Raw genomic sequence first — 14066 nt, 5'->3', positions numbered from 1 at the left:
CGTGTCCGTGAGCTGCGGGCGGTGACCGCTCCGGTCGAAGAGCGTAACCCCCTGGGCCGCTTCCAGCGTGGCGACGGGCTGGCTGATGGCGGAAGGAATATCGACCCATGGGGCAGGGCGTTTTCACCGACACGCCCTCACTGTCTTCGTATCCCCGTAATGCTGTTGCAATCTTGGCAGGAAAGACTGCTGCTGCATAAAATCCGGAGAAGCGATGAGACTCCTGCTGATTGAAGATGAACGGGAGTTGGCGAATGCGCTGTCGGCGGCGCTGAGCAAGCAAGGCATTGTCACGGACCATACCTTATATCTCGCGGATGCATTTGAGCTTACACTTCAAAACAAATACGACGCCATTCTTCTGGACCGGCGATTGCCGGATGGCGAGGGCCTGACGTTTATTCCGAAGTTGAGGCGGGCCGGGGTTGATACACCCGTCCTTGTGCTGACGGCCAGAAACGAACCGATGGAGCGCGTCGAGGGGCTGGACCTTGGCGCGGACGATTACCTGGGAAAGCCGTTTCTCGTTGAGGAACTGATGGCGCGGGTGCGAGCCCTGCTACGGCGGCCGCCAACCCTGGAGGAACAGTGTATCCGGGTGGGGCGATTGCACATCGACCCGCTGCATCTTGATGTCCTGTCGGGCTCCGTGCCGCTCGATCTTCCCAAGCGTGAACTTCTGGTCCTTCAGGCGCTCGCCAAGCGGAAGGGAAAGACCGTTCTTCGCTCGACGCTCGAGGATGCGGTCTACAACTACGAGGAGGAAATACAATCCAACGCTCTTGATGCCCATATTTCGAGGCTGCGAAAGCGGTTGGCGGAGGCCGATGCGGGGGTGACGATCCACAATATCCGAGGTGTCGGATATCTTTTGAGGGAAGAATGATGAGCGCAGGACGCCGATCCAATCCTTCGCTCCAATGGAGACTGAGTTGGAAACTCAGTCTCGTCATCACGGTCGTCATTGCCGCGGTCATCCTCGGGCTTTCCGTCTATGCCACGATGGTTCTTTCGCCGAACATCGCCATGGAGCAGGAGGTCAAATCCGCTGTGGCGGGGGCGATCGAGCGCAATCGCCAGGGCCAGCTCGCACTCAAGCAAACGCCGGCGCTTCGATCGTTGATCGAGCGGAACGAGGGGCTCTGGTTCGTGGCCGCCACAACCGACGGGGCTTCTCTCTCCCATGGAACTGTCCCCGCAACCTATGCCGCCATTGTTCCGCTCGTGCATCTGTTTCATTCGGCCGATATTCGCGGCGCGAGCGGCGTGAGTGAAATCGCTTCGGTCGAGGACGTCGCGACGCCGATCGGGGAAGTCAGGATTCTCTTTGGCGGTATCGCCGGCAAAGGATGGCCTGTTCTAACGATCTTCAAAGAGGCCTATCCGATCTACCTCTCGCTGCTTGCAATTGCGCTGCCGGCAATCTTTCTCGCGGTTCCCCAAATTGTCGGGCGTGCAATCGCGCGCGTAAGCGATGTCGCTGACATGGCATCGCAGATCGAACCTGAGTGGCGTGGGGACCGTCTTCCCGTGGCTGGCATCCCCAAGGAGGTTGCGCCCCTGGTCATCGCGTTCAACGGCGCGCTCGACCGTATTGAGAATGAGTTCAGGAAACGCCGGCGCTTTTTGATCGACGCGGCGCATGAACTCAGGACGCCGATCGCCATCGTGCAGACGCGGATTGAGGGCATGTGCGAAGGACAAGAGCGAAGGCGGTTGCTGGAGGATGTTGCGCGCCTGGCGAGGATGGCGGAACAGCTTCTCGACTTTGAGCGCGGCAGCCAAACGGCCGATCTCGACGAAACGGTGGATCTCATCGACATTGCGCGCGCGGCGGTGGCGGATCTCGCGCCGCTCGCAATCGCGGCGGGGTACGAAATGTCGTTTCATGGCGACGCAATGCGCGTCGAGCGCAAAGGCGACAGCTCCGCATTGCGCCGGGCGATCGACAATCTCATCCGCAACGCCATCGATCACGGCGACGGCCATGGGACAATCACGGTTTCAGCGGTGGCGAACGGCGAAGTCAGCGTCAGCGACGAAGGGCCCGGCATACCGGCAGATCATCAGGAACTGGTGTTCGAGCCCTTCTATCGCGTGGTCCCGAACAGCCTTGGGGCGGGCCTTGGATTGAGCCTGGTAAAGCAAATCACCGAAAAACACGGCGGGCATGTCAGCATTGAAAGCGGCTCCAACGGCGCCAAAGTCACAATGCGGCTTTGAGCACGAAGAGCAGTCCTGAGCCTTGAAAAGAGAAAATTTGGCCAGCAACGGGCACCCGCCAGCATTCATGTCTCGGCCTGTAATGTCCACGCAACGCTTGCGTTTCATCGTTCTCGCGAACCGCCGCTGCCGTCTGCGGCGGCGTTGAAACGAGAGCAACCTCTATGAAAAACGACATTCACACATCATCGGCAAGAGGCCGGTCGACTTCGCTGACAGCCGAGATCCTCGACTACATCTCAATCGCAGCCTTCATCAGTCATTCCCGGAGGCAGCGCTCATGACCTGGGATCCGCGCAAAGAATGGAAGGGCTACGTCGCCCCAACATCGTTCGAAGACTATGCGAAGCGCTACGAGCGCTTTTTCAAGATGCGGCGCCAGGGCGGCATCATCGAGCTTCGCATGCACACCGACGACGGTCCCTACAAACACACCCATGCCGCCCACAACGCATGGGCGCGCGTATGGCAGGACGTCGGCAACGATCCCGAGAACCAGGTGCTGATCCTGACAGGCACAGGGGAAAAATGGATGATGGGCGATCCGAAAGGGCTCAATCCGAAACCGGCGGCGGAGCTGGACCCGGACCACATCTTCCAGCGGATGATGGACGGCTGGAAGCACGTCGAAAACTTCATCCGCAGCATCGACATTCCCACCATCGCAGCCGTCAACGGTCCCGGCGTCCATACCGAGTTCGCGGTGCTGTCCGACGTCACCTTTTCAGCACCGGACGCGGATTTCATGGACCCTCACTTCTGGTTGGGAAGCCCTCCGGGCGATGGGCAGGGAATGGCGCTGCAGGCTCTGATGGGTCAAAAGCGCGCCGCCTACCATATCTACGCGGCGAAATCCATTCCGGCGCCAAAGGCCCTTGAATTCGGTCTCATCAACGAGATTTTTCCCCGTGAAGAGCTTCTCCAAAGGGCCTGGGATCTGGCCCACTACATGATGAAAAGACCGCGCTACACACGTTGGGCGACCCACAACATCCTGTCAAGGCATTGGAAGAAGGCGATCGCCGAAGACTTCGGATATCATATGGCGCATCAAATGCTGGCGAACGTGGCGAGCAAATCGGTCGTGCCGGATCCGGCGCTGCTGAGCGATCCTCGCAATCCCTTCTGATCACACATCAGGTTGTCCTGCCGGGTTCAACGGCAGCCCTCAAGGCTGCACGCTTTGTCTGCTCGGCAGGGGACACCTTTTTCCGGAGTGAGCATGATTGACAATCACGAAGATCCCATCGCCCAGCAAAACACACAAAAGCGCGGACAATTCCTGTTGAGCCGCCGGACACTGTTCGCGGCCTCACTGGCAACACTTGCCGCCGCCCAGGTCTCGAAAGCTCTTGGAGGTGGCGCGCGACCGGTGACGGAGCAGATCAATCCCGAATGCGGCGTCTATGCGTATGCCTACGTCTATGCCCTGGGATAGCCGGAAACGAGCACCATCAGTCAATGTCAGTCGCTCCTGCGCGCAATCAGGCAAGAGATCCAATCGATTGCAAGTCTTCCTCTTGCGGGCGCGCGCATGCGTCTTTCAAAACAGCGCTTTGACGAGGCAAACGCAGTAGGCATTCGAACGCATCGGCTTACTAAGCGACACGGCAATAATTTGGTGGTGAAGGGGCATCGTGGAATTCGTCTTGCGCGATGCCTGACCGGCCGTGACGCATGCCGTTCGGGGGGCGGTATCCCCCAAGACAGTGCGCTTGAACCTCCATCCATCCGTACCAACGGCAGAATCGGCCGCCGTTAGACCAGTCTGTAATGCTGCGGCAATCCTGCGCCCGCAACCTTCCGCCAACATTTGTGACGGAGGCTATGAAGCGTGCGCAACGATCCATCAATCTTCTCAATCCGAGGATTTGCCGGCTCTCCCCGGCCGTTCCCGTTAAGAGATCTCAGTCTGGCCCTATCGGTGATTGTTGCGATATCCGGATGTGCCTCGGTGCCTCTGGAGGATGCTGGAACACTCACCTCCTACAGCAATCTCGGTGCTTCCAAGGGAAAGTTGTCAAAGAAGCGAATCTACGTCGACGGCCAAGGTCTGGCCGCAGTGAAGACGGCCAGCATCGTGCCGACCACCTACACCTTTGCCGCCGCATCCCGCGTCAAATCCCGAGCTGACCGTTCAATGGTCTCCAATGCGCTGGATAGGGCACTCTGCGTCGCGCTGAGCGATAAATATCAGATGGTTCCAGCCGGCCAGCCGGCGGATATCACGGTTCGGTCCGTCATCACCAACGTTGTTCCGACGAACAAGATGGCGGCGGGAATTGCAACCGTTGTGACCGTGGGCGGCGGATTTGCCATACCCAGCAAGGTTCCCTTCGTCGGCGTGCCACGCCTGCCCATCGGCCTGGGTGGGCTGGCGGTTGAATCGGAGGCGGTTGACAGCGGCGGCGTCCAGCGCGCGGCGATCGTCTGGGCTCGCGGAGCAAACGCAATCCAGAACAACCCTCGCGTTTCGCAGGTGGGCGACGCCTATGGCCTCGCATCGAAGTTCGCGAGTGACTTTTCCGGAATGCTCATCGCTGGCAAGGAGCCAAAGATGTGGGACATTTCCCTTCCAACGAGGCACGGCGTGCAATCCTGGCTCGGCGGAAAACCCAAATACTCCGCGTGTGAATCCTTCGGTCGGGCGCCTGGGGTGCTGGGCGCCATTGCGGCCAATTACGGGCTGCCACCAGAGTGGACAGAAAAGAAGCCCAAACCGGTCGTAACGCACTGACACATTCCAGTCGCCGCGCGAACAGAGCGTTTCGGGACCTCGTATCCTCAGGCACTTCCCCGTTCGAGCCAGTTGCCCAAGCCGAACTGGCTCTTCCGATTCTACGACGTGCAATACGGCGGCATCCTTTCGGTCTGCTTGAATCCCCGACCGATGCAATCAGGACAACCAGGAGATTGCCCCCCATGCGCCAACCCGAAGGGCGGTTCCAACGAAACCCCAGCTTCCACCAGAATGTCAAAACGGCGCCACATGCAGGTCTTCGTTTTATCTGGAGCCGTGAAATCTTTGGCATTGCCAGAAAGCGATTACGCCCGGCGTTCATATCTGCGTTGAGCCTGTTCATCTCGCTACAGGCCGCCATGGCCGCAGCGTCCTCGGCTGCGGTCAAAGAAACGTGCGGAGCGGAAATCCGGTCGGTCTGCCTACGGCCATGGCGGTTTACGCCTGATGCCATATCGGCGTGCGTCGAGGAGAACAGCTCGAAGCTGTCTCCCGTTTGTCAGGCTTTTTGGGTCACCGCCAGCATGTGTCAGTCAGAAATGAGAGAGGTATGCGGCGGGTTGAACCCATTCACAATCAAGAGCTGTCTGAAAAACCAGAGGCACGAGTTTTCGCAAGTATGCCAGGATACCCTGAACGCAGATTAGTGATCTTGATCTCTTTATTCCGATGAGAAAGCGGAGTTTTTTTGTGCTAGACCTTGCATTTGATCTTTGCTATCTCCAGTACGCGAAGCTGGTCGCCGAGCATAGGAGCTTTCGTCGAGCCGCTGATGTTCTGGACCTGTCTCAATCAACGATCAGCAGGCGGGTTCAATCACTTAAGCTGCGCCTCGGTATTTCACTTCTTGAACGAAGCAGAGCCGATGCTCGTCTGACACATTCGGGGGCGGAAGTTATCCGCCAGGCAACGTTTGGTGCGGAGCACCTTCGCCACGCAGTGAACGATCTACGTTCGGTACAGCGCGGATATGTCGGCGAACTCCGTCTGGGCATTGTGGGGTCTATTGCTGCCGGGTTTCTTTCCACCTTATTTTGCAGCTACCGAAGCCGGTTTCCCAATATCGATGTGACGGTGGAGGAGACTTGCTCTCGATCGAATGCTGCTGCGATCCTCAACGGTCGTCTGGATGCCGCCTTTATCGTTGGCGTCCCGGAACTGCCAGGGTGCCGTACGCCCGGGCTTTGGAACGAGCGTATCTTGCTTGCCTTGCCGTCACAACACGCGCAAGCGGCGCAAGAAAACGTGTTTTTGAAAGATTTGCGCGACGAGACGTTTATTGTCCGCCCCAGCGGCCCAGGGCCTGAGATACAAGATTTTCTAATCCGGCAAATGTCGGATCAGGCATTTCGGCCCCGGATCGTTACCCAAAACGTAAGTCGTGAGAACCTGCTAAATATGGTCGCGGGAGGGTTTGGCGTGACGCTTACAAGTGATTCCGCTCTCGGCGGCATGTATTCAGGAGTCTCGTTCGTCCCTGTTGGCGATCCTGTGGAAATTGTTGTTTTCAGCATGATATGGTCAAAGTATAACAAAAATCCGGCGCTTAGAAAACTGTTGGGCCTGTGCATTGACTTGGCCGGAAAACATCACTCTTCAAGAGAGATTGCCGTAGTTCGGCACCTCCATGGCGATGCCTCCGAAAATGGCGTTTGAACTTTCACCGATATAGTTGCCACCGAATGCCGGGGTGACGATGTTCGTCCTGATAACGAGCGACAGCGCCGTTCTCATGAACTACGCCTCGGCCATGCTGCGTTCGCGAGATGTGAGCGGATCGCGTCGCCTACACCTATTGCTGAGAAGACCTCCGCAGGCGGGCAAAGCCCCGATCTGTCGCGATGAACCGCTGGATCATTGGAGCGATGAGTTTGGCAGGATCTGTTGCTGATTGGCCCGTTTCACGCGCGAGCACCTCGGCATAGGCTACCAGATCTCGGAGGAGCGGCCCCGGCAACTCGACCGTCACCTTGATTGGCTTGTCGTCGGCGATCGCGCCTAGCTTCAGCTTGGCCATCTCAGTCTCCATAGGGTTCGAGCACGATATCTCGCGTCACGATCGCGCGGAGGGGGAATCCAGGCCGGATCGCGAGTGTCGGTGAGATGTTGAGCTGGCGATGGACGATCTGCTGGCCCGCGTCGTTGATGGTGTCCTGGCCGCTATTGCGGATTGCCTGGATCAGCCAGTCATCATTGTTGACGGCGAGTTCGGTGCCGACGCTGAGCAGAGTTGACAACCCTGCAGCCTTTGCCAGACCCCACCAATGATACCCGACACCATCCCGCAGGCCGGCAAAGCCCTCGGGATCCGCGCTGGGCTGACGCTTGAGAACGATCGACCGCCCGTCGGGGAAGATCAGCCTGTTCCATACCAACAGCACGCGGCTTTGAGGCTGCCAAATCCCCGATCGACACGCCGGCCTTGACGCGCCGGACGTTGGACTGGCTGAGCACCAGCTTGTTGAAGGGAATGTCGCGCGAGGACGACAGGGTGATCTTCTGAACGGCAGTAGCCATCGGGATATACTCAGCGACGGGCGGTCGGGAGCCTCTCTCTCGACCTCCAACCCGTCACGAAGCGAAGCGCCGCCCTCTTCCTCTAAAGGGGGCAGCGCCACGGTCCGGAAATTGAGACACGTAGAGGCGCAAAGCCGGAGACACGGACATCCGCATCTCCGGCTTTGCGGAAATCAGGCGGCCCGATCGAGCAGCTTCTTCGCCTTGCCCTCCGTGTCGAGGCGGGCATCCTGATGCGGCTTGTCACGCGCGACGGCGGTGATGCCCTGGACGAAATCGAAGATGCTTTCCGGCGGGCGGCCTTCCTCGTCGGTTCTTGCCACGATCCGCTCGCGCGCCGCCTTGATGCCGTTGACGAAGGGCATCGGCGAGGAGTTCGCGAAGTTCAGCAGCGCCGCCTCATGGGCGAAGCGGTTGGCGGCATATTTGGAGTGGCGAATGCTGATTTCCTCGAAATCCTCCACGCCCCACAGATTCCTGTTTTGGCAAACGGCACGCAGATAGAAGTTCGCCATGCCGAGTGTCTTCGCCCCGACCTCGCTGTTCCAGCAGTAGAAGCCGCGGAAGAACAGATCAGGCGACCCATCCGGCAGCCAGCCGGCCTCAATGGGATTGAGATCGTCGACGAGAAAGAGGAAGACGTCGCGATCCGAGGCGTAGAGCGTCGTCGTGTCCCTGCTGATATCGACGCGGGGATTGTAGATGCCGGTCGACCATGCGGATAACGCCGAACACGTTTACATCGAACAGCGCTTTGGCCTGCGCCAGCGAGGATTCCTCGGCGCCACCGAACAGGCCAACGCCAGCATTGTTGACCAGGAGCTCAATGTGCCCGGTCTCGGCCAGAACGTTCTCGACCAGCTTCGCCACGGACACGTCATCGGTCCCGTCGCAGGTCAGCATGGTTACGCCGTCGGATCTTTCGGCGGCCGCGCCCCGACTGGTGCCGAACACATGATAGCCGGCCTTCTGCAAGGCCTTGGCGGTTGCGTATCCGATACCGGAGGATGCCCCTGTCACCAGGGCGACGCCGGGATTGGTCTTTTTCTTGGAAGCCACTTCTTTCGTCGTGTTGGATTGGCGTGAGCAAATGCTTGGAAGATAAGATCGAAGGACGGCAACCATGAGCGCCGTCGGCGTTTATGCCGGACAGCTCGCTCATCCGGCCTCGCAGCCCGAAAAAAGATACCGCGAGCGACGGCGCGCTACGCCTGAGGTTATTGGTGCGATCCCTGCCGAGGCTCGCCTGCGGACGCCGCCGTCGACACGCTCCCGGCTGCTGCCTGCAGAAACCGCTTCGACAGAAGTTCATCGTTGACGACGCGCGATAGGAGGACTGCGCCGACCATGGTCGAGAGAGCGACCATGGCCTTGCTGCCGGGCTCATCGCCGTCGGCGTCGTTCACCCAACGGCCGAGCATCTCAAGATAGTCCGTGATCCCGGCTTCGAACGATGCCTTCACGTCGGGCCCTTGCCGGGCTGCATCCGCGCCTAATGCAACGATCGGGCAGCCGTCCATCTTCTCTGCGCTATGCTCCGTGCTGAGATAGAACGCGGCTACCGCGCCGAGTGGATCCTGCGGATTGGCAGCGGCGGCGTCGGACCACCGGCGGAAGGCGCTTTCCATCGCGCGCCTGGATGCTTGGGCGGAAAGGTCTCTCTTGGACGTAAACTGCTTGTAGAACGCGCCCTGCGTCAGGCCCGCACCTTTCATCAGATCTTTCAGGCCGATCCCGTCGAAGCCGTGCTTTCGAAACAGACGGCTTGCGACGTTGATCACGGCTTCCCGATTCTCGTCGGCCTGTGCGCGGGTCACTCTCATAGCAATCTCCTATTAGATTTCAGTTGACATCAATAAGCCAAATAGCGTTAGGTCGCAATCTAATATGTGCGGATCGCTCGCGAGGAAAGAAAATTCACATGAAGCGCAAAACTGTCATCGGTCTGGTTGGTGTCGTAGCCGTTGCAGCTGGCGCCGCGTTTGTCCTTGTTTCCGAAACGCCTGAGCATGAAGCCAAGGCCACGGATCCCAGAACGGTTCCGCCATTGGTAATGGTGGTGGCGGCCGAGAAACCTGAAGCGGCGGAGCGGTCGTTTACCGGCACGGTCGCGTCTCGGATACAGAGCGACCTCGGCTTTCGGGTGCCTGGCAAGATTGTTCAGCGGCTGGTGGATGTGGGGCAGCAGGTGAAGAAGGGCCAGATCCTTATGCGCATTGATGAAACCGATCTCCAACTCGCGCTCACAGCGAAGCGTAATACGGTCATCGCAGCACGTGCCGTCATGATCCAGACGGAAGCGGATGAGAAACGTTATGCCGAACTGGTGAAGCACGGATTGGCCACCACCCAACAGCGTTATGAACAGGCGAAAGCGGCCCGCGATACTGCTGCCGCCCAGCTTGCCGCGGCTGAAGCCGATGCAAAGGTCGCGGAAAATGCTGCCACCTACAGTGTTCTGGTTGCGGACTCAGATGGAACGGTCGTCGATGTTCACGGGGAACCCGGACAGGTCGTGACGGCGGGCCAAACCGTCGTTCAACTCGCGCAGGCCGGACCGCGTGAGGCTGTTGTATGGCTGCCGGAGACTAGGCGCCCCGAGATCGGATCCGAAGCGAAAGCCATTGTCTATGGAGGCGACGGTCTGACGGGAAGCGCCCGCCTGCGGCAGATCTCCGATGCTGCCGATCCGCAGACCCGCACTTACGAAGCGCGCTACGTTCTCGACGGCGCAGCCGCATCTGCGCCGCTCGGTGCGACGGTGACTATCAAGATCCATGACGAGGAAAGGCAGTCAGAGGTCGGTGTTCCGATCGGTGCCATCCGGGACGATGGTCTTCAGACAGGCGTGTGGATTTTCGACAGTGCAACGTCCATGGTGGCCTTCGCGCCGGTCAAGATCAAGAGCCTCGGTAAGGAGACTGTATTCGTCACCGGAATTGGTATCGGTCAGCAGGTTGTCGCTCTGGGCGCCCATCTCCTGGAGAACGGTGAGATCGTCAGGATTGCCGGGCAGCGAGAGGCGAGGAGATAATGAGCTTCAACCTCTCCGCCCTGGCGGTTCGCGAACGCTCCGTTACATTGTTCTTTATCTTTCTCCTGGCCGCAGCGGGCGTCTACGCCTTCCTCAATCTGGGACGAGCCGAGGATCCCACCTTCACCATCAAGACACTGACGGTCACGGCTGTCTGGCCTGGCGCAACTGCTCGTGAAATGCAGGATCTCGTCGCCGAACCGTTGGAGAAGCGGCTTCAGGAGCTGACCTGGTACGACCGGGTCGAGACGACGACACGGCCGGGCTATGCGTTCACGACGATGACACTGAAGGACAGCACGCCGCCGTCCGCAGTACAGGAAGAGTTCTACCAAGCCCGCAAGAAGCTCGGGGACGAGGCCCGCAACCTGCCCGCAGGCGTCCTCGGCCCCTTCGTCAACGACGAATATGCGGACGTCAGCTTCGCGCTTTATGCGCTCAAGGCCAAGGGCATGCCGATGCGTGAACTGGCCAGACAGGCAGAAGTGATCCGCCAGGACCTGCTGCACGTGGCCGGCGTCAAGAAGATCAACATCGTCGGTGAACGTCCCGAACAGATCTACGTCGAGTTTTCCTATGCCAAACTGGCAACCCTCGGTGTGTCGGCGCAGGATATCATCGCCGCTTTGCAGCGGCAGAACACCGTCACGCCGGCGGGGTCGGTCGACACCCGGGGCCCGCAGGTGTTCATCCGCGTCGACGGGGCATATGACAGCGTCCAGGCGATTGCCGATACGCCGATTGCCGCTGGGGGGCGGGTGCTGAGGCTCTCCGATATCGCCGACGTTCGCCGTGGTTATCAGGATCCCGCGACCTTCCTTATCCGAAATCAGGGGGAGCCCACTATCCTGTTGTCGGCAATCATGCAGGAGGGCTGGAACGGCCTCTTGCTCGGCCAGGCACTGGAGGCGAAGACGGCGGCCATCGCGCAGACGCTGCCACTCGGGATGACGCTCGACAAGGTGACTGATCAGGCTGTCAACATCCGATCGGCGGTCGATGAATTCATGCTGAAGTTCGCCATGGCGCTCAGTGTGGTGCTGCTGATCAGCCTGCTGAGCATGGGCTGGCGCGTCGGTATCGTGGTGGCCGCCGCGGTTCCGCTGACGCTTGCCGCAGTGTTCCTCATCATGCTGGAGACCGGCCGGTTCTTCGACCGCATCACTCTCGGCGCGCTCATCCTCGCACTTGGGCTTCTTGTTGATGACGCCATCATCGCGATCGAGGTGATGGTGGTGAAGATGGAAGAGGGCATGGACCGCATCACCGCTGCGGCCTATGCGTGGAGCCACACTGCGGCGCCAATGCTATCGGGAACGCTGGTGACGATTGCCGGCTTTCTGCCTGTGGGCTTCGCCTCCTCGACGGCCGGCGAATACGCTGGCAACATCTTCTGGGTCGTGGGCTTCGCCCTCATCGTCTCGTGGATCGTTGCGGTTGCTTTCACGCCCTATCTTGGCGTCAAGTTACTGCCTGAAATCAAGCGGGTTGAAGGTGGCCATCATGCCATCTACGACACGCCGAGCTATCGGCGGCTGCGGCGACTCATCACCTTTGCCGTGCGCCACAAGTTCGCGACCTGCGGTATCGTTGGCGTCGTCTTGGCACTATCCTTTGTCGGCATGGGCGGTCTCAAGCAGCAATTCTTCCCGACCTCCGACCGCCCCGAAGTGCTGGTCGAGGTTCGCCTGCCGGAAGGCACCAGCATCGAGACGACGGCCGCCACAGTCAAGAAACTGGAAAAGTGGCTGCAAAAACAGCCGGAAGCCGATATCGTCACGAGCTATATTGGCCAGGGAGCGCCCAGATTTTTCCTCGCTCTGTCGCCCGAGCTGCCTGATCCTGCGTTCGCCAAGATCGTCGTGCTTACACCGGATGCCGAGGCGCGCGAGCACTTGAAGCAACGGCTTCGAGAGGCGGTAGCCCAGGGGCTAGCACCCGAGGCGTACATCCGCGCCACGCAGTTCGTCTTCGGTCCGCCCTCCGTCTTCCCTGTTGAGTTCCGGATCATGGGACCAGATCCTGTACAACTCAGCGCCATTTCCGAAAAGGCGCTCGACATCATGCGGAGTGTACCCGACGTGCGGGAGGCTAACCGCGACTGGGGCGACCGTAATCCGGTGCTCCGCTTCGTTCCGGATCAGGATCGTCTCAACCTCATCGGTCTTTCGACAGCGGAGGTGGGCCAGCAGCTTCAGTTTCTGCTCACTGGCATCCCCGTCACCCAGGTCCGCGAAGACATCCGCAACGTTCCAGTCGTCGCGCGCAGCGCGGGCGACGAGCGGCTGGATCCTGCGCGTTTGGCGGACTTCTCGCTGATGAGCCGTAACGGCAGGCAGATTCCGCTCAGCCAGATTGGTCATGCGGAAATCCGACCGGAAGAGCCGATCATGAAACGCAGAGACCGCACGCCCGTCATCACGGTACGCTCCGAAATCAACGAGACGACGCAGCCGCCCGAGGTCTCGTTGGCCGTCATGAAGGCTCTTCAGCCGCTGATCTCATCGCTTCCGGTCGGCTACCGCGTTGAAATGGGCGGATCGATCGAGGAGGCCTCCAAGGCCAACACCGCGCTGGCCAAGATCTTTCCGCTCATGATCGCCGCGACGCTGATCATCATCATGTTGCAGGTTCGATCTTTCTCGACGATGACCATGGTTCTGCTGACCGCACCGCTTGGCTTGATCGGCGTCGTGCCGATGCTGCTTGTCTTCAATCAGCCCTTCGGTTTCAACGCCATTCTCGGCTTGATCGGATTGGCAGGTATCCTCATGCGCAACACGCTGATCCTGACGGAGCAAATCAAGGAAAACCAGGCGGGCGGCCTCGATGACTATCACGCCGTGATTGAAGCGACCGTGCAGCGGACACGCCCTGTCATCCTCACGGCACTTGCGGCGGTTCTGGCCTTCATTCCTTTGACCCATTCGGTGTTCTGGGGATCGATGGCTTATACGCTGATCGGCGGAACGGCGGCGGGTACCGTCATGATCCTGCTTTTTCTGCCGGCACTCTACGCTGTGTGGTTCCGGATCAAGCCAACTGCGGATGAAGCCCATGAGCTTTCGCAAGATGAGCGTAAGCCGCGAGCGGCGATGGCTGCGGAGTAGGGGAGGCATGATGTGTTGGTTGCCGTGTTATATGCGGCGGGCTCTCGGGCGCGCCCATTTCTGGAGACGCCGTACTGGAAACGCACTGGTTTCCGCTGGAGGCGAAGCAGGATACAAAGCCTGCTTTCAGTCTGGATATGGCCAAAATGTAACGCGTAAAGCCGCTATTCTGGCGCAAGCGGAGCCGGACAGCGGGGCGTCGGCTGTCGTATTGGAAAGTTGGGGTGCGACAAACGGACACTGTTCAGTTTCGCAGTTCTACTTTCGATAAGTCATTTTTATCGGATCATGATTGTCACATGGCGAGAAAATATGGTTCGATCTGACAAGTAATCCATGCAAATTCTGCACCCCAGATACTATCTCTTGGTGGAGTAGAAGGCGGCTGGTCGCGCTATATGCGAGATGTGGCTTCCAAACGGAAGTCCGACCGTGATCGAAC

General features: G+C 59.4%; 10 protein-coding genes and 3 pseudogenes. 8 read left to right on the top strand and 5 right to left on the bottom strand.

What is annotated here, in order from left to right; all coding sequences use genetic code 11:
* Positions 1-214 precede the first annotated feature (214 nt).
* The 6 genes from C8N35_RS12870 (at position 215) to C8N35_RS12840 (ending at position 6619) form a co-directional block, all read left to right on the top strand.
* Complete coding sequence (locus C8N35_RS12870) at positions 215-886, top strand: response regulator transcription factor (protein WP_107990114.1); 672 nt, start codon at positions 215-217, stop codon at positions 884-886.
* Positions 886-2223, top strand: a complete 1338-nt coding sequence (locus tag C8N35_RS12865; protein ID WP_107990113.1) for a sensor histidine kinase — start codon at positions 886-888, stop codon at positions 2221-2223. The genes C8N35_RS12870 and C8N35_RS12865 overlap by 1 nt, the downstream gene beginning before the upstream one ends.
* Before the next feature lie 403 nt (positions 2224-2626).
* A complete protein-coding gene (locus C8N35_RS12860; RefSeq protein WP_245926777.1) occupies positions 2627-3352 on the top strand; it encodes an enoyl-CoA hydratase/isomerase family protein in 726 nt (241 codons plus the stop codon).
* A gap of 93 nt (positions 3353-3445) precedes the next feature.
* The gene (locus C8N35_RS12855; RefSeq protein WP_107990111.1) at positions 3446-3661 is read left to right on the top strand and encodes a hypothetical protein; all 216 of its coding nucleotides are present in this window, start codon (positions 3446-3448) and stop codon (positions 3659-3661) included.
* Positions 3662-4075: 414 nt separating this feature from the next.
* Entirely contained in the window at positions 4076-4960 is an 885-nt protein-coding gene (locus tag C8N35_RS12850; RefSeq protein WP_342753502.1) for a DUF3313 domain-containing protein, read from the top strand.
* A gap of 693 nt (positions 4961-5653) precedes the next feature.
* Complete coding sequence (locus C8N35_RS12840; RefSeq protein WP_107990294.1) at positions 5654-6619, top strand: LysR family transcriptional regulator; 966 nt, start codon at positions 5654-5656, stop codon at positions 6617-6619.
* Positions 6620-6755: 136 nt separating this feature from the next.
* On the opposite strand, the gene C8N35_RS12835 is transcribed toward C8N35_RS12840, so the two are convergent.
* From C8N35_RS12835 to C8N35_RS12815, 5 genes and pseudogenes are all read right to left on the bottom strand, one after another.
* On the bottom strand, positions 6756-6980 hold the full coding sequence (locus C8N35_RS12835; RefSeq protein ID WP_107990109.1) for a DUF2274 domain-containing protein: 225 nt from the start codon (positions 6978-6980) through the stop codon (positions 6756-6758).
* Position 6981: 1 nt separating this feature from the next.
* Positions 6982-7353: pseudogene (locus tag C8N35_RS12830) on the bottom strand (TraB/TrbI/VirB10 family type IV secretion system protein); the annotation flags it as partial.
* Between the two features lie 300 nt (positions 7354-7653).
* Positions 7654-8196 (bottom strand): annotated as a pseudogene (locus C8N35_RS12825) (DUF932 domain-containing protein); the annotation flags it as partial.
* A pseudogene (locus C8N35_RS12820) lies at positions 8153-8539 on the bottom strand (SDR family NAD(P)-dependent oxidoreductase); the annotation flags it as partial. The pseudogenes C8N35_RS12825 and C8N35_RS12820, both read right to left, overlap by 44 nt.
* A gap of 158 nt (positions 8540-8697) precedes the next feature.
* Positions 8698-9303, bottom strand: a complete 606-nt coding sequence (locus C8N35_RS12815; protein ID WP_107990107.1) for a TetR/AcrR family transcriptional regulator — start codon at positions 9301-9303, stop codon at positions 8698-8700.
* Positions 9304-9401: 98 nt separating this feature from the next.
* Between C8N35_RS12815 and C8N35_RS12810 the strand changes: the two genes are divergently transcribed.
* Entirely contained in the window at positions 9402-10514 is a 1113-nt protein-coding gene (locus tag C8N35_RS12810; RefSeq protein ID WP_107990106.1) for an efflux RND transporter periplasmic adaptor subunit, read from the top strand.
* On the top strand, positions 10514-13624 hold the full coding sequence (locus C8N35_RS12805; protein WP_107990105.1) for an efflux RND transporter permease subunit: 3111 nt from the start codon (positions 10514-10516) through the stop codon (positions 13622-13624). The genes C8N35_RS12810 and C8N35_RS12805 overlap by 1 nt, the downstream gene beginning before the upstream one ends.
* Positions 13625-14066 lie beyond the last annotated feature (442 nt).

Source organism: Breoghania corrubedonensis, from assembly GCF_003053845.1.
GTDB classification, from domain to species: Bacteria; Pseudomonadota; Alphaproteobacteria; order Rhizobiales; family Stappiaceae; genus Breoghania; species Breoghania corrubedonensis.
This window is presented reverse-complemented; position numbering and strand designations above follow the sequence as displayed.

What these genes read in the sequence shown, in the direction of transcription:
- C8N35_RS12870 (WP_107990114.1), top strand. Translation starts at nt 215, where the DNA reads ATGAGACTCCTGCTGATTGAAGATGAACGGGAGTTGGCGAATGCGCTG.
- C8N35_RS12865 (WP_107990113.1), top strand. Translation starts at nt 886, where the DNA reads ATGAGCGCAGGACGCCGATCCAATCCTTCGCTCCAATGGAGACTGAGT.
- C8N35_RS12860 (WP_245926777.1), top strand. Translation starts at nt 2,627, where the DNA reads ATGCACACCGACGACGGTCCCTACAAACACACCCATGCCGCCCACAAC.
- C8N35_RS12855 (WP_107990111.1), top strand. Translation starts at nt 3,446, where the DNA reads ATGATTGACAATCACGAAGATCCCATCGCCCAGCAAAACACACAAAAG.
- C8N35_RS12835 (WP_107990109.1), bottom strand. Translation starts at nt 6,980, where the DNA reads ATGGCCAAGCTGAAGCTAGGCGCGATCGCCGACGACAAGCCAATCAAG.
- C8N35_RS12815 (WP_107990107.1), bottom strand. Translation starts at nt 9,303, where the DNA reads ATGAGAGTGACCCGCGCACAGGCCGACGAGAATCGGGAAGCCGTGATC.
- C8N35_RS12810 (WP_107990106.1), top strand. Translation starts at nt 9,402, where the DNA reads ATGAAGCGCAAAACTGTCATCGGTCTGGTTGGTGTCGTAGCCGTTGCA.
- C8N35_RS12805 (WP_107990105.1), top strand. Translation starts at nt 10,514, where the DNA reads ATGAGCTTCAACCTCTCCGCCCTGGCGGTTCGCGAACGCTCCGTTACA.